Here is a 21,122-nt window from a genome sequence, read left to right on the forward strand (position 1 = left end):
CCATGGCAACCGGCGACCAGGCGGCCATCCGCTGCGTACTGATGCGGGCCGGGACGAGCAAGGGCCTGTTCTTCCACGACAGCGACCTTCCCCGGCCGGGCCCGGAGCGGGACCGGGTGCTCAAGCGCGTCATGGGCTCGCCCGACGTGCTCCAGATCGACGGTCTGGGCGGTTCCCGGCCGATCACCTCCAAGGTCGCCGTCATCGCCCTCTCCGGCCGCGACGACGCGGATGTGGACTACACCTTCGCCCAGATCGAGATCGAATCGGACGGCATCGGCTACGGCGGCAACTGCGGCAACATCTCCAGCGGCGTGGGCCCCTTCGCCGTGGACGAAGGACTCGTGCCCGCCGTCGAGGGAACCACCCGGGTCCGCGTGCACAACACCAACACCGGCACGATCATCGTCGCCGACGTCCCGGTCCGCGACGGCCGGGCCGAGGTGGCGGGCGACTTCGCCCTCCCCGGTGTGCCGGGCACCGGAGCGGAAATCGTCATGGACTGGTCGTCCACGATCGGCGCGAGCACCGGACACCTGCTGCCCACCGGCAACCCCGTCGACACGGTCACCCTGGACGGCGGCGCCCGCCTCCCGTTCACCCTGTGCGACGCCGGCAACACCGTGGTGTGGGTGCGCGCCGCGGATCTCGGCTGCTGGGGAAGCGAGTTGAAGGACGAGATCGACCAGGACCACGGGCTGCTGGACAGGCTGCGGGAGATCCGCGGCCGGGTGACCGCGCTGCTGTGCCCCGGCTACGACTGGCGTGGCGTCGACGACGACGCCACCCGCGGACTCCCCCTGATCGGGCTCGTCGCCCCGCCCGGCGGATACCCCACGCTCGACGGGGGCCGCGCCGACGCCGCCGCGATGGATCTGCGGGTCCGGCTGGTCTTCATGAACCGCCTGCACGAAAGCATCGCCGGCACCGCCTCGGTGTCGCTCGCCGCCGCCTCCCGCGTGCCGGGGTCGATCGTCGCCGAGGTGGCGCGGAACCTGGTCCCGGACACCTTGCTGATCGGCCATCCGTCCGGGATCACCGCGAGCCGGGTCAGGGCCACCACGACCGGCGAACCGCCCGGCGTCGCCTTCCAGTTGCTGGGTTTCAGCCGCACCGCGCGCCGCCTGATGGACGGCACGGCCTACGTCCCGGCCCGCTGAGGAAGGCGGCGCACCGCACGCGTCCGACGGAGCACCGCCTCCCCGGGCGGCAGCCGCCGACGGCCCCGACCCGCCCCACCGACACCACGTCACGAGGGAGACCATGACCACGACCAACAGCCCCGGGGCCCGCCTGCGCCACCTCCTCGCCGGACCCGGCCTGATCACCGCCCCCGGTGTCTACGACGGACTCGGCGCCCATCTGGTCGCCCGCTGCGGCTTCTCCGCCGCCTACCTCACCGGCGCGGGCGTGGCCGCCGCCGGCTACGGACTGCCGGACATCGGCCTGCTGACCGCCACCGAGATGGTGGACCGCGCCCGCGTCGCCGCCGAAGCACTCGGCGACGTCCCCCTGATCGCGGACGCCGACACCGGCTACGGCGGCCCCATGCACGTGGTCCGCACCGTGCGCGCCTACGAACAGGCGGGCGTCGCCGCCGTCCAGCTGGAGGACCAGGCGTTCCCGAAGAAGTGCGGCCACCTGCCCGGCAAGGAACTCGTATCGGCGCGGGAGTTCGAGGACAAACTGCGTGCCGCGCTGGACGCCCGCGCCGACGAGAACACCGTGATCGTGGCCCGCACCGACGCCCGCGGACCGCTCGGCATCCACGAGGCCGTCGACCGCGCCAACCGCTACGCCGCGGCCGGCGCCGACGTCCTCTTCGTCGAGGCCCCGCGGGACGTCGACGAGATCGAGCAGATCGCCGCCCAGGTCGAGGCCCCCTTGCTGATCAACATGGTGTACGGGGGGCTGACGCCGGACACCGCCCCCGGCACGCTGTCCGCTCTCGGCTACCGCATCGCGATCCACCCCGGTGCCCTTCTCGTCCCCGGTGTGCTCGCCGGTCTCGACGCCCTGCGGCGCCTCGGCGGTACCCCGCCCGCCGACTTCACCCCGGGGCCCCGGGGCCTGTTCGACCTCGTCGGCCTGCGCGAATGGTCCGCCGTGGCCGAGCGGTACCGGGCCGGCACCCCGGATCCGGCATGACGTCCGCGGCACGGCCGGGGCGGCAACCGGCGCGCGCCGTGGGCGTCACGGTCCGGACTGCCTCGCGGTGACCCGTCACGGCGTCCGGCTGGTCGACGTGCGGCCCGAGGCTCTGATCAAGGGGTCGGACCGGGAGTCGTTCGCCGCGACCGCCGAGGTCGCCATCGCCCGCGGCTGGCGCTACAGGGTCGCTGCCCGCCGGCGTGAGCACGCCTTCGCCGGTCCGGACGCGCCGGCCTCGCGGCGCCGACCGCAGTCCGACCCGCCGGGACCGCGCCCGGTGCTGTTCGCCGGGGTCGCCGACGGGCGGCCGTTGGGGGAACTTGCGCCGCTACCGTGCAACGGGAGCGGGGCGCTGGGCGGATGAGCCACTTCAGGCCCAAGTCCTCACAGGCCGCCTCGGCAGCCTCTGCTGGAGAATCCTGGCCAATTATGGTCTGGACCGCATGGCCAAGGTGCGTTTTGCTCGTACACCGACCGGCCCCACAGGGGCCGGAGGAACCGGGGGAAACACACTATGGCCCGTGTCACCAAGGCTCTCGCCGCGCTCGTCATGGCTGGGACATCCATCTTCTGCGCGACCTCGCAGGCGTCCGCCGACCCGAACCCGAACAACCACGGCCTCGCCCCGCAGTGGGTCCAACTGGGCGGCCCCGCCCACGTGGGCGTCTACATCGCCCCTGACGCGGGATCCAGCAAGTACGACAACATCACCCTCTCACCGGGCAACTCGGTCTACGTGGACTGCTGGGTGGCTGGCGGAAACGTCGGCAACGCCGGAGACGTCTGGTACCGCACCACGGCTGTAGACGATGGGGAGCCCCAGCCGGTCTACGTGGGCGATTCCTGGACCTTCGCACCCTACGTGGACGGCGCAGGGCTGTTCCACGCCGTGCCCGGTCTGCCCGCCTGCTGAACCAGCGGACAGACATACCGCGGGCCCGCGCACCGGGAACGGTGCGCAGGCCCGCGGATAGGCGCTTCGCACTTCATTTGGGGAGTTGCTCGAACAACGCGTCGCCCCGCGCGGTCAGACAGGCGTACAGCTCCGACCGGAAGCGCGACACGTCCGCGAACGCGTCCCGCAGGACACCCTGACGACCCAAACGCACGACCACGGCCTTCGTACTGTCCCGCTGCCTCTGTGAGGAGCACAGGATCGGACGAAGGCCACCTTCGCCTCTGATGAACCGCGAAAACGCTCACCGAGTTCGAGTCACGTTCGACACCGGGCCTTGAATGACAGGCTCATGGACACTCCCCCGCGTGTGAGCCGGGGCCGTTGGCTGGACGTACCACCCTCGCAGGGAGGTGACGATGTCGGCGGTGAGCCGGGAGCTGAGGGCTTGGACGTTGTCGAGGGGGTAGGTGTGGTTGCCGGGGAAGAGGCGCGGGGTGGCGGGCCGGCTGGTGATGTCGTTCCAGCCCGCCAAGGCATCCGGGGAGATGACGGGGTCGTCCTCGCCTCCGTAGAGGGCGAGTTGGGTGTCCAGCGGTGGTCCCTGGTGGGGCGGGGACTGGAGGGCGAGCAGCAGATCGGCGAGCTTCGGGATCCACGTGTTGATCAGCGCCCTGGGGTCGTGGGCGGCGTGGTCGGGCAGGCGGCCGAAGAGCTTCTCGATGCCCTCCCGGCCGCCGAGCAGGACGTCCGGAGCCCGCGCGGTGAAGTCGGGGTGGTGGGGGGCGGCCATGGCGGACAGGGCGAGCAGGGTGGGCGGGCGGTGTCCCTGCCGGGTGAGGGATGTGACGGTCTCGTGGGCGATGAGCGCTCCCACGCTGTGACCGAACACGGCGTACGGGTGGCCGTCGTCGTCCTGGCGGATGCGTTCGGCGAGGAGCTGTCCGAGGCGGTGCGGGTCGGTGTGCACCGGCGTGCCGGTGGCGCGTCCGCGTCCGGGCAGTTGCAGGGCGTGCACGCTGATGGTGGTCGGCAGGTAGGGGGTGAAGGCTTGGAAGTAGGCGGCGTTCATCCCCGCGGGCGGCATGCAGTAGAGGCGTAGGAGGTGTTCGTCACCGGTGGCCGGGCGCAGGGTGACGAAGTCCGGTTGGTCGATGGCGGTGGTGGGACGGGCCGGATTGCCCGTGGGAACGTGGGCGTTCACGCGTGTTCACTCCGCTCCGGGACGGCGACGGTCGTGGTGGGGTCGGGGGAACCCGGCCGCTGGATGCGGTGCAGGGCCCGTTTGGCGATGTCGGGGAGGTGGGCGGCGCCCATCAGTTCCAGGGTGGGGATGTCGCAGCCGAGGTGCCGGTGCAGTGCCGTGGAGAGTTCGAGGAACATCAGGGAGTCGATGCCGAGCAGGTCGAGGCGGCTGGTGCGGTCGATGCGGTCCACGGAGGTGTGCAGGACGGCGGCGGCGAGCTCGGCGACCTTGTCCTCGATCAGGACGATGGCCTCGTCGCCGCTCATCGTGGCCAGTTCGCCGCGCAAGGTGGTGAGACTGTCGGTGCTCACCTGACGCTGTTGGAGCAGTGCGCCGGTCCTGGGGGCCGCGAGGCGGGGCAGGACGCGGCTGATGCTGTCCCAGTCGAAGCGGCCCAGTGCGACGACGGGCCCGTTCGGGTGTCGAGCAGCCGGTCGAGTGCGGTGAGCGCGTCGGTGGCGGTGACGGGGGCCATGCCGTAGGAGGCCATCTCGTCGATGCGTCCGGTGCGGTGGACGTATCCGGCGTCCGCGATGACGCCCCATTGAACGGCGAGGGCGGGGCTGCCGCAGCGGTGCCGGGCCCGGATCAGCGCTTCCATCGCGGCGTTGGCGGCGGCGTAGGGGGCTTGCTGGATGTTGCCTGCGAGGGCGGCCACCGAACTGTAGGCGAGGAAGAAGTCGGGATCGTGGTCCTCGGCGAGGGCGGCGAGCGCGTGAAGTCCGGTGATCTTGGGGGCGAGGACGGTTTCCAGGTGGGTGTCGGCGCAGTCGGTCAAGGGAGCGTCGGCGAGGACCATGGCGGCGTGCACGACACCGCCCAGGCGCCGTTCCCGCAGGGCGGTGCGCACCGGATCGAGGGCGCCGGGCCGGGTGATGTCGGCGCGGTCGACGGTGACCTCGACGGTCGCGGCGCGAAGCTCGTCGAGCAGTTCCTCGGCGCCGGGCGTCCGGGCGCCCCGGCGTCCGACGAGGTGGAGGTGGCGGGCGCCGCGTGCGGCGAGGTGGCGGGCCGTGGCGGCGCCGAACGCCGCGAGGCCACCGATGATGACGTAAGCGGCGTCGGCGTCGAGTGCGCTCGCGGGCTTGTCGTCGGCGACCGGCGGTGGGGCGTCGAAACTGATGACGACCCTCCCGATGTGCCGGGCGTGGTTCAGCAGACCGAAGGCCTCCCCGAAGCGGTGCGCGGGGAACGTGTGATGGGGCACCGGCCTCACATGGCCGGTGGTGACGGCTTCGGCCAGCTCCGTGAAGTGGCGCCGGACCAGGGGCGTGCGTCGATCGTGCAGGTCGAGGGTGTCCACTGCGAAGAACGAGACGTTGCGGGCCGGCGGGGAGACGGGCAGTGGCGCGTCCCGCTCCGCGTCGCGTCGGGCGAGTTCGATGAAGCGCCCCTGCGGGGCGAGCAGGTGCAGGCCGCGCAGGCGGGCTTCGCCGGGCAGGGAGTTGAGGACGACGTCGACGCCGCGGCCGTCGGTCAGGTCCGCGACCTGCTCGGCGAAGTCCAGGGTGCGCGAGTCCAGCACGTGCTCGACGCCCAGCAGGCGCAGCAGGCTCCGTTTGGCGGGGGTGCCGGCGGTGGCGATGACGCGTGCGCCGGCGCGCTGTGCGAGGTGCACGGCGGCCAGTCCGACGCCCCCGGCGGCGGCGTGCACGAGGACGGTGTCGTCCTCGGTCAGGGCGGCGCACTGCTGGAGGGCGTGGTGCGCGGTGAGGAACGCGGTGGGCAGGGTGGCTGCCGCGGTGAATTCCATGGTGTCGGGCAGCGGTATGACGTGGTCGCTGGAGGCGAGGACGTGGGAGGCCAGGGCGGTGTGGGCCATGGCCGCGACGCGGTCGCCCGGTGCGAGACGGGTGACGCCGGGGCCGACGGCGGTGACGGTGCCCGCGCAGTCCAGGCCGAGGCCGAGGAATCCGTGGCGCCGGGCCGCGGGCGGGGAACCGTTGCCGGTGGCGGTCAGCAGGTCGTGGTGGTTGAGCGCCGCCGCCGCGGTGCGGATGACGACCTCTCCTTCGGCCGGGTGGAGGGCGGTGGTGGCGCGCCAGGTGAAGACGGGGTGGCGTCCGGTGGCATCGATGTGCAGTGCGTAGTGGGGCCCGGGTTCGCAGGTGGCCTCGGTGGCGGGCAGTGGTGTGACCCGCGTGGCGAAGCGCCCGTGCGGTGTGAGGACCACCTCGTCGTCGACGACATCCTCGGGGTTGCCCTGGAGATGCCGCAGTTCGTGCAGGAGACGCTTGACCGTGTCGTCGTTGCCGGGTTCGGTCAAGGCGACGCGACGTATGTTCAGTGAGGGGTCTTCGTTCGCCAGGCTTCGCGCGGCGCCCCACAGGGGGGCGCCATGGGGTGAGGGCGGCGGGGTGGGCGGCTGCTGGCTGTCGGCGTCGATGATCCAGACACGCAGGCTCCCTTCGCGTGACCGCTCGCTCCGGCTCCAGGCACGGGCGAGGTCACGCAGCGCGGCAAGCTGCCGTACGCCGTGGTCGGTGTGTTGCCGTGGCGCTGTCTCGCCGGCTGGTTCGGCGAGGAGGATCACGTCGCTCACCGGTCGGGGTGCCTCGGAGCCGTCCGCGGCGCCGGTCAGTTCGCGGGCCCAGGGGTCCGCGCCGCTTGCCCGCGCAACGTGGTGGACGCGGTCGTGGGGGCGTGCGGTGAGCAGTGCCCGGGTCAGCCGGTGCGCCAGTTCGGTGGGGGCGTCGGCGGTAGGTGTGCTCAGCAGCCAGGACCGCTGTGCCGCGTCGTCGAGCGCCGTCGGGGCGGGAGAAGTACGGTCCGTTGCCTTGTCGGGGACGGCGTGGGCGCCGCGCTCCGCGACGATGAGGGATACGTAGGGGCGGTCGGCGGCGGTGTCGTCGTAATGGGCCGTGGACGGGAAGCCGCAGTCGGCGAGGAGTTCGGGCCAGCGGTCGTAGGGCACCAGTGGGCCGTCGGGGCGGACGTCCTCGTCGGTGGGGAGCCAGAAGGAGTCCAGCAGGCCGAACACCGGGGCCAGGAGTTCCACGCTGTGGGTTTCCAGGGCGATCAGGTGGCCGCCGTCGGCGAGCAGGGTGGCCATGGCGCGCAGGGCGCGGGTGATGTCGCTCGTGGCGTGCAGGATGTTCGCGGCGATGACGAGGTCGTAGGCGCCTGGCTCGAACCCTTGGGCCACGGGGTCGCCGCCCGCGTCCAGGACCTGGTGGGTGAGGAAGTCGTAGGTGTGGAAGCGCTTCTTGGCGGCGGGGAAGAACGCGGGTGACACGTCGGTGAAGGTGTAGTGGACGCGCTCGGGCGGCAGGTGGGGCAGCAGGGCCGCGGTGGTGGCGCCGGTGCCCGCACCGACCTCGAGGATGCGCAGCGGCCGGTCGGCGGGCCAGCCGTCGACGACGTCGCGGATCCAGCCGACGAGCGCGTGGGTGTGCGGGGCGACGAAGGTGCTGGCCTCGTAGAACCGTTGGACGAGGTTGTCGGACTCGGCGAAGAGGAGTTCCAGCGGGTTGGCGTCACCGGTGAGGACGTCGGCGAGGCGGCCCGCGCACTCACCGTAGGTGAGGACGGTGACGGACTGGCCGGGAAAGTCTTCGAGCAGACGGCTGAAGAGTTCCTCGGCGCGTGGCGTGGCCGTGATGCTCCAGGCGCCGGGTCCGGTGGCGGTGAGGGCGCCGTGGCCGGCGGCCTGGGGCAGCAGGACGTCGAGGAGCTTGGCGTGTTTGGCCTGGACCCCCGCGTCGACGAGGTCGGCCAGGCCGAACGAGGAGTGCTTCGCGGCGGGGAGCAGGTGGCGCATGGCCTGGGCCGTGAAGTGGGAGCAGACTTCGAGCAGTCTCGGCAGGAGGGCGTCGCTGATCCGGTGGAGCCGGCCCAGATGGGCGTCGTTCCGCTGCCTGACCAGTTCCGGCAGTGTCCGCGGGGCGGGCAGCGGGCTCCGGCCGGGCTCGGGTTGGCCGGGGAGGGGCGCCGCGCGCAGGACTACGGTGAGGCGGTCCTGCTCGTCGGCGGTCGCGGTGTCGAAGCGTCGTAGTTCGCAGCCGAGCAGTTCCATGCAGACAGCACCGTGGTCGTTGCACACGGCGATGTCCCAGAGGGCGTCGGGGCCGGTGGCGCGGGTGACGTGGACGAAGCCGGAGGAGGGCAGGGGCTGCCAGCCGCGGACGGTGGTGATGCGGGCGGGCAGGAACGGGGCGGGGCGGTCCGCGGTGAACACCAGCGGCAGACAGCTCTGCAGGGCGCCGTCGAGCAGCGTGGGGTGGGCGATGACTGCGGGCTCGGGCTGGACCGGCGCGGTGAACTCGTAGCGTCCCAGGGCTTCGTCCGGCCCGGTGTGCAGGTGGGTGACGGTCCGGAACGCCGGCCCGTAGTCGAGACCGGCCCGATGGGCGGCTGCGTAGTGCTCGATGGCGGGACGCTGGTTCGGCAGGCGGCGTTTCAGGGCGGTGATGTCCAGCCGGGGGCGCTGTGGGCGCAGCAGACTCCGTACGCCGGCGCGGACGTGCTCGGTCCAGTCCTGTTCGCCGGTGCGGCTGCGGATGGTGAGCCTGCCGTCCTGGGCGAGGTGGGTGGCCAGGTGGATGTCGTCGCCGTCCGTGGGGCTCGCCGGGTCGGCGCTCCAGTCGAGGGTCAGGGCGCGGCCGATGGACAGGCCGGTGATTTCGAGTGGTTCGTCGTGTCGGCTCCGTCCGGCGGCCAGAGCCATTTCCACGAAGCCCGCGGCGGGCCAGACGACGGCGTCCGCGACCCGGTGGTCCTCCATCCACGACAGCCGGTCGGCGTCCAGACGGTTCAACCACGCTGCTTCCGGGCCGGCTTGGCGGGATCCGAGAAGGGGGTGGGCATCGGCGGTGTCCTCGCCGGGGGCGTCTTCCCGCCACCAGGACGGGTCGCCGTTCCAGTGCCGCTCGCGCTGCCACGCCACCGTCGGCAGGTCGGCCACCGCGCCGGGACGGGGGAAGTAGCGGTCCCAGTCCGCCGCTGCCCCGGCGGCGAGTACGCGCAGGACGGTCTGTCGCAGCGCGTCCACGGTGGCGAACGTCCGGGACAGGGTGGGAACGATCACGCCGGGGGCGGGAGCGCCGGCGGTGGTGCGTCGCAGGTAGGCGGTGAGGACCGGATGGGGGCCGATTTCGACCAGGACGTCGCAGGCGGCGTCCCCGGTGGTCAGTTCGGTGGCGGCCTGGTGGAAGCGGACGGGGCGGCGGATGTTGGCCCACCAGTACTCGGCGTCCAGCGCGTCCGCCGACTCGGCGCGGCCGGTCACCGTGGAGATCAGCGGAATGCGGCAGGAGCCGGGGACCAGGGATTTCAGTGCGCGGGTCCGCTGGTCACGTACGGGGTCCATGGCTTGCGTGTGGAAGGCGTAGTCGAGGCGCAGGTCCCGGAAGAAGACACCGTCGGCATCGAGTGCGGCGCCGAGGGCCGCGAGGTCCTGGTGCGGGCCCGCGAGGGTGACGTCCTGGTCGGAGTTGATCGCGGAGATCTCCACGCGGTCGTCCAGCCGCGCCCGCTGGAGCCGTTCCCTGGCGGCGTCTTCGCCCAGGCCCACCGCGGCCATGCCTCCCGACCCTACGGTGGCGGCCTGCGCGAGGCTGCGGGCGGCGATGACGCGGCAGGCTTGGGCCCGGGTGAGGCCGCCCGCGCAGTACGCGGCGGCCACTTCCCCGACGCTGTGTCCCATCACGGCGTGCGGATCGACGCCCCGGGCGGACAAGGCGGCGACCAGGCCCGCCTGGACGGCGAACAGCATCGGCTGCGCGACTTCCGTACGGTCCCAGCGGGAGGCGTCGGCGTGGGCCAGCTCCTCGCGCACGTTCCAGCCGAGCAGGGGTTCGAGTTCGTCGCTGACGGCTTCGACGTCGGCGGTGAACGCGCGGTCCTGGCCGAGGAGTTGGGCTCCCATGCCTGCCCACTGCGAGCCGTTCCCGCAGAAGACGAAGCCGATCCGGCCTCCGTTCACCCGGCGTTCGGTGGTGGTGCCGCCCTCCTGTCCTCGCGCCGCCCGGGTCAGGACTTCGGCGGCTTGGGTGAGGTCGGTTGCGAAGAAGGCCGTACCGTGGCGGCGCCGGGTCCGTCGTCGGCATGAGGTGAAGGCGGCGTCGTACAGGGCCTCGGGCCCCTGCGAGGAGTCGGCGGCCAGAGCGGTGAAGTGTTCCGCCCAGGACTCCAGGGCGGCGGTCAGCGCTTGGGGCGTGTGCGCGGAGACGACGACCGGCACCGGCCGGACCGGCGCGACGGCGACATCGGCCCGGGCCGGTGGCGTCGAACGTACCGGCGGTGCGGCCAGCACGGCGTGCGCGTTGGCACTACCGATGCCGAAGGAGTTGACGCCGACCACGACACGGCTGGTGCCGGGAACGGGGCGGGCGGTGAGTACCGGTCGCAGACCGAGGCGGTCGAAGTCGATCTTCGGGTTGGGTGGATCGGCGTGCAGAGTCCTCGGTATGGAACGGGATTCGATCACGACCAGCGACTTCAGGACCCCCGCCATCCCGCCCACCGCTTGCAGGTGCCCGAGGTTGGACTTGACCGAACCGACCGGAAGCGGCGCGTCGGCACGGCTGCTTCCGAGCACCTCCCCCAGCGCCGCGCACTCGACGGGGTCGCCTGCCAGGGTCCCCGTGCCGTGCGCCTCCACGTAGGACACGTCGCGCGGGTCGATGCCCGCGGCGGCGTACACCCGGCGCAGCAGAGCAGCCTGGGTGCGTGAACTCGGCGCGGACAGGCCCACGGTGCGGCCGTCGGAGTTGACCCCGGTGGCCAGGATGACGCCATGCACCCGGTCGCCGTCGGCGAGCGCGGCGGCCAGGGGTTTCAGGACGAGCATCACGGCGCCCTCGGAGCGCACGAAGCCGTCGGCCGCGGCCCCGAAGGGGTGGCAACGACCCGTCGGCGAGACCACTCCGGCCTGCGCGAAGCCGACGAAGGGGGCCGGCGACAGCATCACGTTCACCGCGCCCGCCAGGGCGAGCGGGCTGTGACCGGTGCGCAGATGCTCGCACGCCTGGTGCAGCGCGGTCAGGCCGGAGGAACAGGCGGTGTCCACGGCGCTGGACGGACCGGTCAGATCCAGTTCGTACGAGACGCGGTTGGCCGTGATCGACAGGTATCCGCCGGTCGTGGTGTAGGGGTTGGTCGAACGCACGCGGCGCGCCTGGAGGTCGGCGTAGTCGTGGTTGGAGACACCGGTGATGACGGCGGTTTCGCTGCCGGCCAGGGCGTTGATGTCGAGGGCGGCGTCGTCGAGGGCCTCGACCGCGCACTCGAGCAGCAGACGCTGCTGCGGGTCGATCCGGGAGGCTTCCTTGGGGGGTGATGCCGAAGTACGAGGTGTCGAAGCCGGTGACATCCGGTTCGGGCAGGAAACCACCCGCGGTGGAGTGGAACGTGCCCGGTTTCCCTGGACGACGGGCTTGATGGGCACTGATGTCGAAGCGGTCCGAGGGCATGGCGCCGACCAGGTCGCGTCCTTCGAACAGGGCCTGGCCGAGCTGGTCCAGGCGGTGGATGCCGCCCGGCAGACGCAGGCCCACCCCGATCACCGCCACCGCGTCAGCAGGCACAGCGGCGGTGGAGGTGTCCGGAGCGGGTGGACGGGGTTCAGCCATGGAGGCCTCCACGTAAGCGGCGCGGGTTCGGTCTCAGGGATGATGAGGCGACAACAAGGCGTGTCGGGGCAGCGCTCAAGCGCTGAGGGAGGTGCGGGGACCGGGGCGGCGGTGTCCACGCCCGCAGGTGTCCAGGCCGAGGGGTTACCCGGTCGGCTGTCCGGGCTTACGGGCCCATACGGAGACGGCGTGCATGCCGAGGTCGGTGAAGTCCGGATGGTCGATCAAGGAGAGCGCCGCGTCCAACTCGCCGGCCAGCGGGGAGCTGTCCCGGGCCTGGAAGTCGCGGAGTTGGGCGAACGACAGACGCCAGAACTCGTCCGCGGGGCCGCCGTCACCGATCATCACCGGCTGCACCCCCATGCCGCCCGAGGTGAAACCGGCGTCGGTCACCAGGGCTCGCAACCGCCGGCCCAGGCGGAGATCGCTGCCCTGGGAGCCCCCGAGGGTCCGCTCGGCGACGTGCAGCCCTTGACGCATCACGGGGTGGGGTGAGGCATCGGCGGGCCCCAGGTCGAGATCCTCGACCAGGAGCAGTCCACCGGGGGCCAGCCACTCGGCCATGGCGGCCAACTCCCGTGCGGGGTCGGCCAGATGGCACAGGACCATCCGGGCGTGGATCACCTCGAAGGAGCCGGCGGGAAAGCCGTCCCGGGTCACGTCGTGGCACAGGACGGTGATGCGTTCCTCGGCCGCCAGCTCCTCGAAGAAGCGGGTGTCGATGTCCGACGCGGTGACCTCACCGCTCGGGCAGATCCGGGCCAGCATCCGGGCCACCGACCCGGCGCCTGCCCCGACTTCCAGACAGCGGGCCGTGGCGGGCAGGCCCGCCTGTCTCAAGTAGTGCGGGGTCCCACAGGTCCTCCAGGGCACGCAGCCTGCCCTGCTCACCGTTCCTCCGATGGCCGAAGGCCCCGGCCTTGTAACCGGGCGCCGCCTCGGATCCGGGCCGGCGCCGGGTTGTGGGTTCGAGTCGAGTCAACGATGGACCTCTCGTGGTTGAGTCTCGACCTACTTGCCGGCGCCCACGGGGTCCACCGTGATGGCGGGCGAGGAGTTGCTGTCGGCGGGGACGTTGATACCCAGCGACATGGTGTGGGAGTGCGTCTCGTTCGGCGGGGTGACCACGACGTCGGTGAACGTCACCCCGCTGCCGCCGGTGTGGTTCGGCGGGAAGTGCAGGGTGAAGTGGGTGGTCTGCCCCGGCGAGAGGCTGACGGTGGGCACGGTCGTCGTGCTGCGCGCAGCGCTGACCGTGCCGTCCCGGCCCTTGAGGTCCACGCCGGGGAAGCCGTGCATGGAGCACGTCGTGGACCCGATGTTCTTCATGTTGATCAGCGCCTCGCCCTCGGCCATGCCCCAGGAACTGCTGAACGACAAGTTCGCGGTGTGGCAGGCCGCCGAGGAGGAGCCGCTGGAGCCGGTTCCCGCGGAGCCGGTGCCGGAGCTGGAGCCGGTGCCGGACTGGGCAGCCGACCCGTTCGAGGCGGAGGTCGTACCCCCGGTGGAGGACTGGGTGGCATTCGAGCCGCCGGAGGAAGGACCCGCGGCGCCGGCCGGGTCATGGGGACCGCACGCGGTCAGCGCCAGCCCCGCGGCGACGAGTGCGGTGACCGACAGTGCTCGGCGGGCGGTCTTCGTACGCATGGTGTCCATACCTCTCTCACTTTCGACATCCCCCCGCATCCGGCGGCGACCTGTCCGGTCCGACCCTTGGACGAACACGATCGCTGCTGACGGCAACGACTTTCGCACACGCGACCGCCCAGGTCGGCGCCCGTTACAGCCCTACGACACAACGTCAAAGTCCCGGCGACAAACGGCTCTTGGGCCTCGTCCGGGCCAAGAGCCTCGCCCACCCCCCGGAGGTCGTCCCCACGACGTGGCTCACTACTGGTGGTCGTCCTCACCGAAGTCGGGGAACTCGGTGGCCAGCAGGTGCTCCGCGCCGCCTTCGAGGGTTCGGGCGATCTCGGCCGCGCGGGGGAGCATGGTCTTCTCGTAGGCGTGGACGGCGTCGTCGACGGTCGCCGCGTTCGCCAGGGCCAGAGCGAGGTCGCTCGCGTCGAGCATGGCGAGGTTGACGCCGACGCCCAGTGGCGGCATGAGGTGGGCGGCGTCGCCGAGCAGGGTCACCGTCGGGTCGTGTTCCCAGGTGTGGGGTACGGGCAGGGCGAAGATCGGGCGGTCGACATAGGGGCCGTCGTTGTCGGTGATCATCTGCCGCAGGCGGGGCGACCAGTGGGCGTAGCGCTCCAGGAGCAGGGCGCGGACGGCGTCGGTGTCCTCGGATGTCAGGCCGCCCGCGGCGATCCAGTCGGCCGGAACGCGCTGGATCAGGTAGACGCGGATGTGGTCGTCGCTGTTGCGTTGGGCGAACATGCCGCGCTCGCCGTCGGCGGCGTGCGCGCCGCCCTGGCCGACCAGTTCGGCGATGTCGGGGTGACGGGCTTCGACGTCGGAGAACCACGCCTCCAGAAAGCTGACCCCGCTGTATTCGGGGACGGCCGGCGAGACGGCCGGGCGCACCCGGGAGAAGGCGCCGTCGGCCCCGATGACCAGGTCGGCCTCGACGGTGGTGCCGTCGGCGAAGTGCAGCAGGCGCGGCCCTTGGGCGGGTCCGCCGACGCGGTCGAGGGCGTGGCCCCAGCGCACCGTGCCGGGCTGGAGGGAGCCGAGCAGCAGGTCGCGCAGTTGGCCGCGGTCGATCTCCGGCTTGAACCGCTCGTCGGGCTCGGGGACTTGGTGGGAGGTGATCGTTCCCGTCAGGTCCATCTGGCGCATCTCCTGCCCTTCGGGGCGGGCCAGCTCGAAGAACTCGTCGAGCAGGCCGGCTTCACGCAGAGCGATCTGGCCGTTGTCGGCGTGCAGGTCCAGGGTGCCGCCCTGGTCGCGTGCGTCGGGGCCGGCATCGCGGTCGTGAACGGTGACCGCGATGCCGTGCCGCTGGAGGATGCGGGCGCAGGTCAGCCCGCCGGGTCCGGCTCCGATGACGCTGATCCGGGCGTGCCTGGGGTTCGGAGAAACCATGGGTCGGTCCTTCGCTGAGGGACGGGTGGGATGTCGCGGCCGGAGGTGACGTCGCCGGCGCTGGGAATCGGGCGCGTGACGTGCCGTGGCAGGCGGCGGTCGTCGGATCGGTCGCCGCGGTGGGACCGCGGTGTCTCGTCCGCGCGGCCCAGGGGCCCGCGGGACGGAGTTTGCTCCGCGATCTCTGAAAGTAGAGTACGAAGAAAAGTAGAACGTGACAACTCTTCTTTGGATGGCACTTTCGGATAGGCTCACGGCATGACCGAGCCCGTTGTCAGCCGCCGCGAGCGCAAGAAGGCCGCCACCCGGCAGGCGATCGCCGACGCCGCACTCCGACTCTTCCTGGAACACGGCTACGACCAGGTGAGCATCAAAGACATCGCCGAAGCCGCGGACGTGTCGACCGCCACGGTCTTCAAGCACTTCACCGGCAAAGAAGCCCTCGTGTTCGACCAGGAGGAGAGCACGGACGCGCACCTGGCCGCGGCCGTGCGTCAACGGCCCGCGGGCCAGAGCGTCCTCGACGCCCTGCGCGAGCACGTACTCGCCACCTGGCTGCCGATCGCCGCGCACCCCCGGGCAGCGGAGTTCACCCGCCTGGTCAACTCCACCCCGGCGCTACGCGCCTACGCCGAACGCATGTGGACCCGGCACACTGACACCCTCGGCGCGGCCATCGCCGACGAGTACGGCGTGGACCACGACAACCTCGCCTGCACCGCCCTGGCCCGCTTCGTCCTGGAGGTCCCCACCCTCGCCCAACGACAGAAGGACCGCAGAGCGGCCGTCGAGGAAGTCTTCGACATCCTCACCAACGGCTGGCAGCCCCCCGACCGCCACGAGACGCCAAAGGGCCCATGAGTCCCACCGGAACCCGTCGACCGGTCACCCGGAGCGGGCGGTCCGTACCAATGCGTCACGGAATGATCACACATGGTGCGCCACGCTTTGCCGACAGTCGGCGCCGGGTAGGAGCGAGGAGGCCGACCCGGCCGGCCGCCGGTCGCGTCGTCCCAGGAGGAGCACCGTGAGCCGCACCGCACGCGCTGCCGCAGCCGCCGTACTCGGGCTCGGCATGGCCGTCCTTCCCTCCGCCGCGCACGCCGCCACCGCGACGGCCTCGCCGGACGGGGTCATCAACCACAGTTGCGGGCTGAACGCCAACCCCCACCAGGACTTCCTCAGCCCGCCCGTCACCGAGCACTCGGTACGCGTCGGCTCCGCCGTGGTGGAGCTCCGCGCGGGCACCACCCCGGCGCAGGTGCTCGAACGGGCCCGCATCCGGCAGGCGGCGGTGGGCGACACCGTATGGCTGGACTGGTCCGACAACGGCCGGCGCGACTGGCACGTGTGCGGTCCCAACCGGGTCGCCAGCGGGCACGACGCCCTCACCAGGGCCAACAACCCGGTCTCCGGCCGGTCCATGCGCGCCTGCGGCCACCATGCCGGGGTGACGAGGTGCACGGTCTGGGACTGACCCAGACGCGGTCCACCAGGACGGCGGGGAACGAACGAGCCGGGCCACGGCGCGGAGCCGTGGCCCGGCTTCCATCGGGAACCGGTCAGTACCGCGTGCTGACCGTCACGCCGCTGAAGTCGGTCTTGGCGTAGAGGCTGATGTAGCGGTAGCCGGCCGTGGTGTTGGTGACGGTGATGTGCTGGGTGGTGCCGGGGTTGGTCGACGAGGCGGTGAAGGCGGTCGGCGAGGCCCAGGTGTCGGCGTTGTAGTACAGGTAGGCGGTGCCGGTGCCGCCGGATGCGGAGACGTTCAGCGTGGTGGTGCCGGCCGGCAGGTAGATGTACATGTAGTCCAGGTTGCCGGCGGTCGTCGCGCGGTTGGCGCGGGAGCAGTTCCGGCCCATCGCGTCGGTGCGCGGGTCGGCGCAGGTGGGCAGGGTGGAGCCGCCGCCGCTGGTCACGGTGACCGAGGCCGGGGTGCTGGCGGACTTGCCGGCGCTGTCGGTGACGGTGAGCGCGATGACGTAGGTGCCGGCGGCCGAGTAGGTGTGGGTCGGGTTCCGCAGGGTGGACGAGGTGCCGTCGCCGAAGGTCCAGTTCCACGAGGTGATCCGCGCGGAGCTGCCGGTCTCCACGGAGTTGTCGGTCAGGCTGACCGTGGCACCGTTGACCGACTGGCTGAAGCGGGCCGTCGGGCCGGGGGCGTAACAGCCGCCTTGCGAGCAGTCGTTGAGCCAGTTGTCGAAGTCGGCGTCGTAGGCGGTGCCGATTGCGTGGTAGACCGCGTAGCCACCCTGGTAGTCACCGGTGCGGAAGTGGCCGAGCATGGCGTGGATGTCGGACGGGTGCTTCTCGAACATGTACCGGACCGCGAGGTAGCCCCACGGGTAGGTGCGGACGGTGTCGGAGTTGTCGTAGGTGTTCTGGAAGATCGTGCTGAGCTTGTAGGTGTGCTTGGCCGCTTCCGCCATCGCCTCGGTGTCGGTCGTGCCGCGGTAGGCGTAGGACTCGTACTCGGCGACCCCTTCGATCCACCAGACGTCGGGGACGGAGGTCTCGGTGGGGAAGCTGCCCTTCAGATCGTAGATGTTGTCGAGGTAGTGCGTGTATTCGTGGTTGAGGTTCCACACGTTGGCGGTGAAGCCGTCGTTCCAGGGCTTCTGGTACATCACCGAGACGGCCTGGTTGTTCGGGTCGGTCGGGTCCATCAGGGTCTCGCCGCCGTTGTCGGTCGAGTTGCCGAAGATGGCCCAGGAGTAGGTGACGTAGTCGGCCTGGTCGGTGAAGACCGCGAGGGTGACGGTCTTGTCGTACTGTCCGGGGATGGGGCCCTGGTCCTTGACCATGGTGTGGAAGAAGGTGTCCTCGCCTTCGAGGCTGCGGCAGACCGCGGCCAGGCCGGACGGCGAGAGGGCCTCCGTCTCGATGGTGCGGTTGCCGCAGACCAGGGTGTGCGGCAGGACGGCCGCGGTCAGCTTGGCCGGCAGGTCGCAAGTGCCGTAGTACGAGCACCGGGCGCCGTCGAACGCGTCCGCCTGGTAGGCGGTGTGCACGTAGAGCGGGCCGGTCGTGCCGGTGATCCGGGCGGAGTCGAGCACCGCCTTCACCTCGGGCCTGGCCACGGCCTCGGTGGTGGCGCCGTCACCGGCCATCCGGGCCAGGTCGTTGCCGGCGTTGACGTCCAGGAAGGAGTCCGCCCCGCCGAGCAGGTCCTCGTGGTGGAGCGCGAAGCCGCTGAGGGTGTTGACGATGCCCGGGTCGGCGTCGACCGCGTTGACGAAGTCCGGGTTCCAGTTGGCCCGCCACAACGGGGCGAACAGGACGGCGTTGACGGCGTTCGCCATCGTCGGGAACGCGTTGTAGGAGTTGTTGTAGCCGTTCAGTACCCGCTGGTAGACGTCCAGGTAGTCGGCCTGCAGGTTGGCGCTGTCGGTGAGGACCAGGACGTCGTAGAGCACGCTGCCGTTGTCGTCGTCCACGTCGGCCGAGTGCGGATCGGCGAAGAACGCGTCGAGTCCGGCCTTGACGGCGTTGGAGAGCGTGGCGTCGTAGTCGCCGACGGCGCCGGTGTTGTAGGACTGGACGTAGTAGCCGGCTCTCAAGAAGAGCGCGAGCTGCCAGATGCCGGTGGAGTCGTCCCCGGTGTAGTCGGCCGCCAGGCCCTGGAAGGCGTTGGCGACGGTGAGCATCTGCTGCTCCTTGAAGATGTCGCCGGCGTCGGTGCCGGTGACGTCGAACAGGGTGTTGACGCAGTCCGTGGTCGAGCCCTTGACGTAGGAGACCAGGCTGGAGCCGCCGCGGCTGCCGAAGTCCGCGGGGGTGCAGCTCTGTGCGGCGGGGGTCGCGGTGCGGTGGGGGCGGGCCCCGGGTCTCGCCGGGGCCGGCTCGGCTAAAGACGCCTCCCGCGTCGCGGGGCGGGGCGTGGTCTGCACGGCGGTTCCGGCCGGCAGACCCATCACGGCCTGGCCGAGCAGGGCCGGTGGCAGCGGGGCGGCGACCGGGGCGGCGTCCGCCGGGTGCGCGGCGACGACGGGGCCGAGCGGTTTCGGGACGGCGCGGGAGGCGGAGGCCGCCGGAGGGGCGGAGGCGGGCCCGGGCCCGGCGAGCGCGGTGGTGGGCAGCAGGGTGGCGACGGCGGTGCAGCCGGCGATGAAACCGGCCATGAGTGTGGGGAGTGGTATGCGCAGACGCACGGCTTGTCCTTCTCCGGTGGGGGACCTCACTGAGCATCAGGAAGGGGGCTGGGAGGTGACGTGCATCCTGTCACCGGGCGGATGCCAGTACAATGTCACAGGTCATATGACGTCGTCGGCGTCTGCCATAACACGTCTCGGCCGCAAGGTGATCGGTGACGGCCCGGTCATGGACGGGCCGCCCGGTAGGTCCGGGCGGCCCATGCCTGGAAGTGCGGCGAGCCGGTGATCAGATCCCGGTAGGTCGTGTTCGCGGCCCCGAACAGGGCTTCCACGACCTCGCCGTTCACCGCCGCGCGGCGCCAGGCCAGCAGGTAGCGGACCCAGATCGGCGTACCGGCCAGCGGTTTGACGACCACGTCGCCGAGCGGCCGAGTGGTCGCCTGGACGACGGAGACACCGAGTCCGGCCGCGATCAGGTCCTGCAACTCCTGCCGTCCGCCCAGGAATTCGTGGACCGTCGCCGGGGTGAAGCCGGCCGCGGCGCACGCTCCGTAGAAGACCTCGTGCCAGCCGGTGCCGTCGTCGGGCGTGAGGAACCACGCCTCCCCGGCCAGGTCCGCCAGCGTGATGTCGGTGTGGTGCCTGAGGGGGTGACCGGCCGGCAGTGCCACGAAGACCGGCTCGGTGACGATGCCGCGGTGCGCGACGGCCTCCGAGTGCCGCAGTTCCATGCCCGGGTAGTCCACGGCGATGGCGATGTCGGCTTTGCTCCGCTCCAGCAACTCGACGATGTCCGAGGAGCGGTAGACGGAGCTGACCGTGAACCGCAGGTCGGGCCGCTGGTGCCGGACCCGCAGCAGCAGCCCGGGAAGGACGGGGGTGATGGTCGCGGCCATGCGCAGTTCCCGGGGGACGTGCGCGGTGCCCGCGGTAGGCCGACGGCCGAGGCGGTCGGCGCGGGCCAGGATGTCGCGCGCGGCGGTCAGCACCTCGACGCCGAAGGAGGTCGGCGCGACGCCCGAGGCCAGGCGCTCGAACAGCGGGGCGCCCAAGTGCCGCTCGATCCTGCGCAGTTGGGTGCTGGTCGCCGGCTGCGAAGCGCCGAGCGCCGCGGCGGCCCGGCCCACGCTCCCGGTGTCGGCGATCGCGCACAGCACCCGAAGGTGCCGAAGGTCCAACTCCATGAGCCCCTCCCCTGCCCGCGGACGGCCCGCCTGCCCAACGGCCATCACGTAAAATGTGCAATGGTACACATGACATGTCAGGTGTAGTGCCGCTCACCTTTGCTCCGTGTACATGCCACGTCAACCCCGCCCGTCCCGCGCCGTGCCGATCCGGACGGACGGGAGGAGGGCGCGCCGGGGCCGCCCCCTCCAGGGCGGCTATGGGGCGCCGCGTCGCCCGCGCGCTGCCCGGGCCCACTCCACGAGGACGGGGACGCCCTCCTCGGCGAAGTCTTCGTGGTCCACGGCGGTGTTGTGGACATCCTGCCTGTCCTGCCTGAACGAGAGTGCCCACACGACATCGGACCGCCTCCGGGAACGTCGAGAACGAGGTGGTGTCCCGGGTTTGACAGCACGTGCGGGACGTCACCACACCGGACGGAACGGGACGGGCCGGTCGCCGTAGACGTGGTGGATGTAGGCGCGCAGGTCGTGGCTGAGTGCGGCGAGGCGGTCGGGGCCGATGATGTCGGCGAGTTGCTGTTCGACCTCCGCCCACAGCCGGTCGGCGAGGCTGATGTAGTCCTGTCCCCGTTCGGTGAGGACGAGTTGGTGGGCGCGTTTGTCGGTCGGGTGGGGGCGGCGTCGGAGGTAGCCCCATTCCTGGAGTTCGGCGACCGCTTTCGAGGCCGCCTGCTTGGTGATCCCGAGGTGGGCCGCGAGGTCGACGGTGGTGGCGCCGGGGTGGGCGGCGAGATAGCGGAAGGTGTAGCCGTGGGCGGGGCGCAGCGGTTCGCGGCCGAGTTCGGTCAGGCGGTCGTGGAAGCGGTCGGTCATCGCCCGGTGGACGACGGCCAGCAGCAGCGGCACCTGGCCGGGACGCGGGTCGGCGGGGTCGAAGGTGGGCGGCATGGCTGCTCCCGAATAGCTCGCCGGGACATATGGTCAACAAGGTTGACCTGATCCTGGCGC

Annotated in this window: 16 protein-coding genes and 1 pseudogene; 6 read left to right on the forward strand and 11 right to left on the reverse strand. The window is 71.6% G+C overall.

Annotated elements, in window-relative coordinates:
• Positions 1-2 precede the first annotated feature (2 nt).
• The 4 genes from SCATT_RS27700 to SCATT_RS27715 all read left to right on the forward strand — a co-directional run bounded on the left by SCATT_RS27700 (position 3) and on the right by SCATT_RS27715 (position 3,064).
• Positions 3-1,160, forward strand: a complete 1,158-nt coding sequence (locus tag SCATT_RS27700) for a 2-methylaconitate cis-trans isomerase PrpF family protein (protein WP_014152123.1) — start codon at positions 3-5, stop codon at positions 1,158-1,160.
• A 103-nt stretch (positions 1,161-1,263) separates the two neighbouring features.
• On the forward strand, positions 1,264-2,148 hold the full coding sequence (locus tag SCATT_RS27705) for an isocitrate lyase/PEP mutase family protein (RefSeq protein ID WP_014152122.1): 885 nt from the start codon (positions 1,264-1,266) through the stop codon (positions 2,146-2,148).
• Positions 2,149-2,215: 67 nt separating this feature from the next.
• Positions 2,216-2,515 carry a hypothetical protein gene (locus SCATT_RS27710; protein WP_014152121.1) on the forward strand — a complete coding sequence of 100 codons (300 nt, stop codon included), beginning with the start codon at positions 2,216-2,218 and terminating at the stop codon, positions 2,513-2,515.
• A gap of 186 nt (positions 2,516-2,701) precedes the next feature.
• Positions 2,702-3,064, forward strand: a complete 363-nt coding sequence (locus SCATT_RS27715) for a hypothetical protein (protein ID WP_231904958.1) — start codon at positions 2,702-2,704, stop codon at positions 3,062-3,064.
• 73 nt (positions 3,065-3,137) lie between these two features.
• On the opposite strand, the gene SCATT_RS40455 is transcribed toward SCATT_RS27715, so the two are convergent.
• The 8 genes and pseudogenes from SCATT_RS40455 to SCATT_RS27745 all read right to left on the reverse strand — a co-directional run bounded on the left by SCATT_RS40455 (position 3,138) and on the right by SCATT_RS27745 (position 14,893).
• A complete protein-coding gene (locus SCATT_RS40455; protein ID WP_265736676.1) occupies positions 3,138-3,260 on the reverse strand; it encodes a hypothetical protein in 123 nt (40 codons plus the stop codon).
• Positions 3,261-3,350: 90 nt separating this feature from the next.
• Positions 3,351-4,250, reverse strand: a complete 900-nt coding sequence (locus tag SCATT_RS27720) for a thioesterase II family protein (protein ID WP_014152118.1) — start codon at positions 4,248-4,250, stop codon at positions 3,351-3,353.
• Positions 4,247-4,603 (reverse strand): acyl carrier protein, encoded by a 357-nt coding sequence (locus SCATT_RS27725; RefSeq protein WP_014152117.1) that lies wholly within the window; start codon positions 4,601-4,603, stop codon positions 4,247-4,249. The genes SCATT_RS27720 and SCATT_RS27725 overlap by 4 nt, the downstream gene beginning before the upstream one ends.
• The gene (locus SCATT_RS27730; protein WP_014152116.1) at positions 4,600-11,604 is read right to left on the reverse strand and encodes a type I polyketide synthase; all 7,005 of its coding nucleotides are present in this window, start codon (positions 11,602-11,604) and stop codon (positions 4,600-4,602) included. Before SCATT_RS27730 ends, SCATT_RS27725 begins: the two co-directional genes overlap by 4 nt.
• A gap of 16 nt (positions 11,605-11,620) precedes the next feature.
• Positions 11,621-11,863, reverse strand: a pseudogene (locus SCATT_RS40805) (beta-ketoacyl synthase N-terminal-like domain-containing protein); the annotation flags it as partial.
• 144 nt (positions 11,864-12,007) lie between these two features.
• A complete protein-coding gene (locus tag SCATT_RS27735; RefSeq protein ID WP_231904956.1) occupies positions 12,008-12,703 on the reverse strand; it encodes a class I SAM-dependent methyltransferase in 696 nt (231 codons plus the stop codon).
• 171 nt (positions 12,704-12,874) lie between these two features.
• A complete protein-coding gene (locus tag SCATT_RS27740) occupies positions 12,875-13,510 on the reverse strand; it encodes a DUF4232 domain-containing protein (protein WP_231904954.1) in 636 nt (211 codons plus the stop codon).
• A gap of 243 nt (positions 13,511-13,753) precedes the next feature.
• On the reverse strand, positions 13,754-14,893 hold the full coding sequence (locus SCATT_RS27745) for an FAD-dependent oxidoreductase (RefSeq protein ID WP_014152113.1): 1,140 nt from the start codon (positions 14,891-14,893) through the stop codon (positions 13,754-13,756).
• A 258-nt stretch (positions 14,894-15,151) separates the two neighbouring features.
• On the opposite strand from SCATT_RS27745, the gene SCATT_RS27750 reads away from it, so the two are divergent.
• Together SCATT_RS27750 and SCATT_RS27755 are read left to right on the forward strand one after the other, a co-directional pair.
• Positions 15,152-15,754 carry a TetR/AcrR family transcriptional regulator gene (locus tag SCATT_RS27750; RefSeq protein WP_014152112.1) on the forward strand — a complete coding sequence of 201 codons (603 nt, stop codon included), beginning with the start codon at positions 15,152-15,154 and terminating at the stop codon, positions 15,752-15,754.
• Positions 15,755-15,920: 166 nt separating this feature from the next.
• Positions 15,921-16,370, forward strand: a complete 450-nt coding sequence (locus SCATT_RS27755) for a hypothetical protein (RefSeq protein ID WP_014152111.1) — start codon at positions 15,921-15,923, stop codon at positions 16,368-16,370.
• Between the two features lie 85 nt (positions 16,371-16,455).
• Here the strand turns inward: SCATT_RS27755 and SCATT_RS27760 are convergent, their stop codons facing one another.
• The 3 genes from SCATT_RS27760 to SCATT_RS27770 form a co-directional block, all read right to left on the reverse strand.
• On the reverse strand, positions 16,456-19,044 hold the full coding sequence (locus tag SCATT_RS27760; RefSeq protein WP_014152110.1) for a collagenase: 2,589 nt from the start codon (positions 19,042-19,044) through the stop codon (positions 16,456-16,458).
• Positions 19,045-19,211: 167 nt separating this feature from the next.
• Positions 19,212-20,171, reverse strand: a complete 960-nt coding sequence (locus tag SCATT_RS27765) for a LysR family transcriptional regulator (protein ID WP_014152109.1) — start codon at positions 20,169-20,171, stop codon at positions 19,212-19,214.
• 405 nt (positions 20,172-20,576) lie between these two features.
• Positions 20,577-21,062, reverse strand: coding sequence for a MarR family winged helix-turn-helix transcriptional regulator (locus SCATT_RS27770; RefSeq protein ID WP_014152108.1), 486 nt, complete (start codon positions 21,060-21,062; stop codon positions 20,577-20,579).
• Between the last annotated feature and the right edge of the window lie 60 nt (positions 21,063-21,122).

It is taken from the genome of Streptantibioticus cattleyicolor NRRL 8057 = DSM 46488 (assembly GCF_000240165.1).
GTDB lineage: Bacteria > Actinomycetota > Actinomycetes > Streptomycetales > Streptomycetaceae > Streptantibioticus > Streptantibioticus cattleyicolor.

What these genes read in the sequence shown, in the direction of transcription:
- SCATT_RS27730 (WP_014152116.1), bottom strand. Translation starts at nt 11,604, where the DNA reads ATGTCACCGGCTTCGACACCTCGTACTTCGGCATCACCCCCCAAGGAA.
- SCATT_RS27750 (WP_014152112.1), top strand. Translation starts at nt 15,152, where the DNA reads ATGACCGAGCCCGTTGTCAGCCGCCGCGAGCGCAAGAAGGCCGCCACC.
- SCATT_RS27765 (WP_014152109.1), bottom strand. Translation starts at nt 20,171, where the DNA reads ATGGAGTTGGACCTTCGGCACCTTCGGGTGCTGTGCGCGATCGCCGAC.
- SCATT_RS27715 (WP_231904958.1), top strand. Translation starts at nt 2,702, where the DNA reads ATGGCTGGGACATCCATCTTCTGCGCGACCTCGCAGGCGTCCGCCGAC.
- SCATT_RS27705 (WP_014152122.1), top strand. Translation starts at nt 1,264, where the DNA reads ATGACCACGACCAACAGCCCCGGGGCCCGCCTGCGCCACCTCCTCGCC.
- SCATT_RS27770 (WP_014152108.1), bottom strand. Translation starts at nt 21,062, where the DNA reads ATGCCGCCCACCTTCGACCCCGCCGACCCGCGTCCCGGCCAGGTGCCG.
- SCATT_RS27700 (WP_014152123.1), top strand. Translation starts at nt 3, where the DNA reads ATGGCAACCGGCGACCAGGCGGCCATCCGCTGCGTACTGATGCGGGCC.
- SCATT_RS27745 (WP_014152113.1), bottom strand. Translation starts at nt 14,893, where the DNA reads ATGGTTTCTCCGAACCCCAGGCACGCCCGGATCAGCGTCATCGGAGCC.
- SCATT_RS27740 (WP_231904954.1), bottom strand. Translation starts at nt 13,510, where the DNA reads ATGCGTACGAAGACCGCCCGCCGAGCACTGTCGGTCACCGCACTCGTC.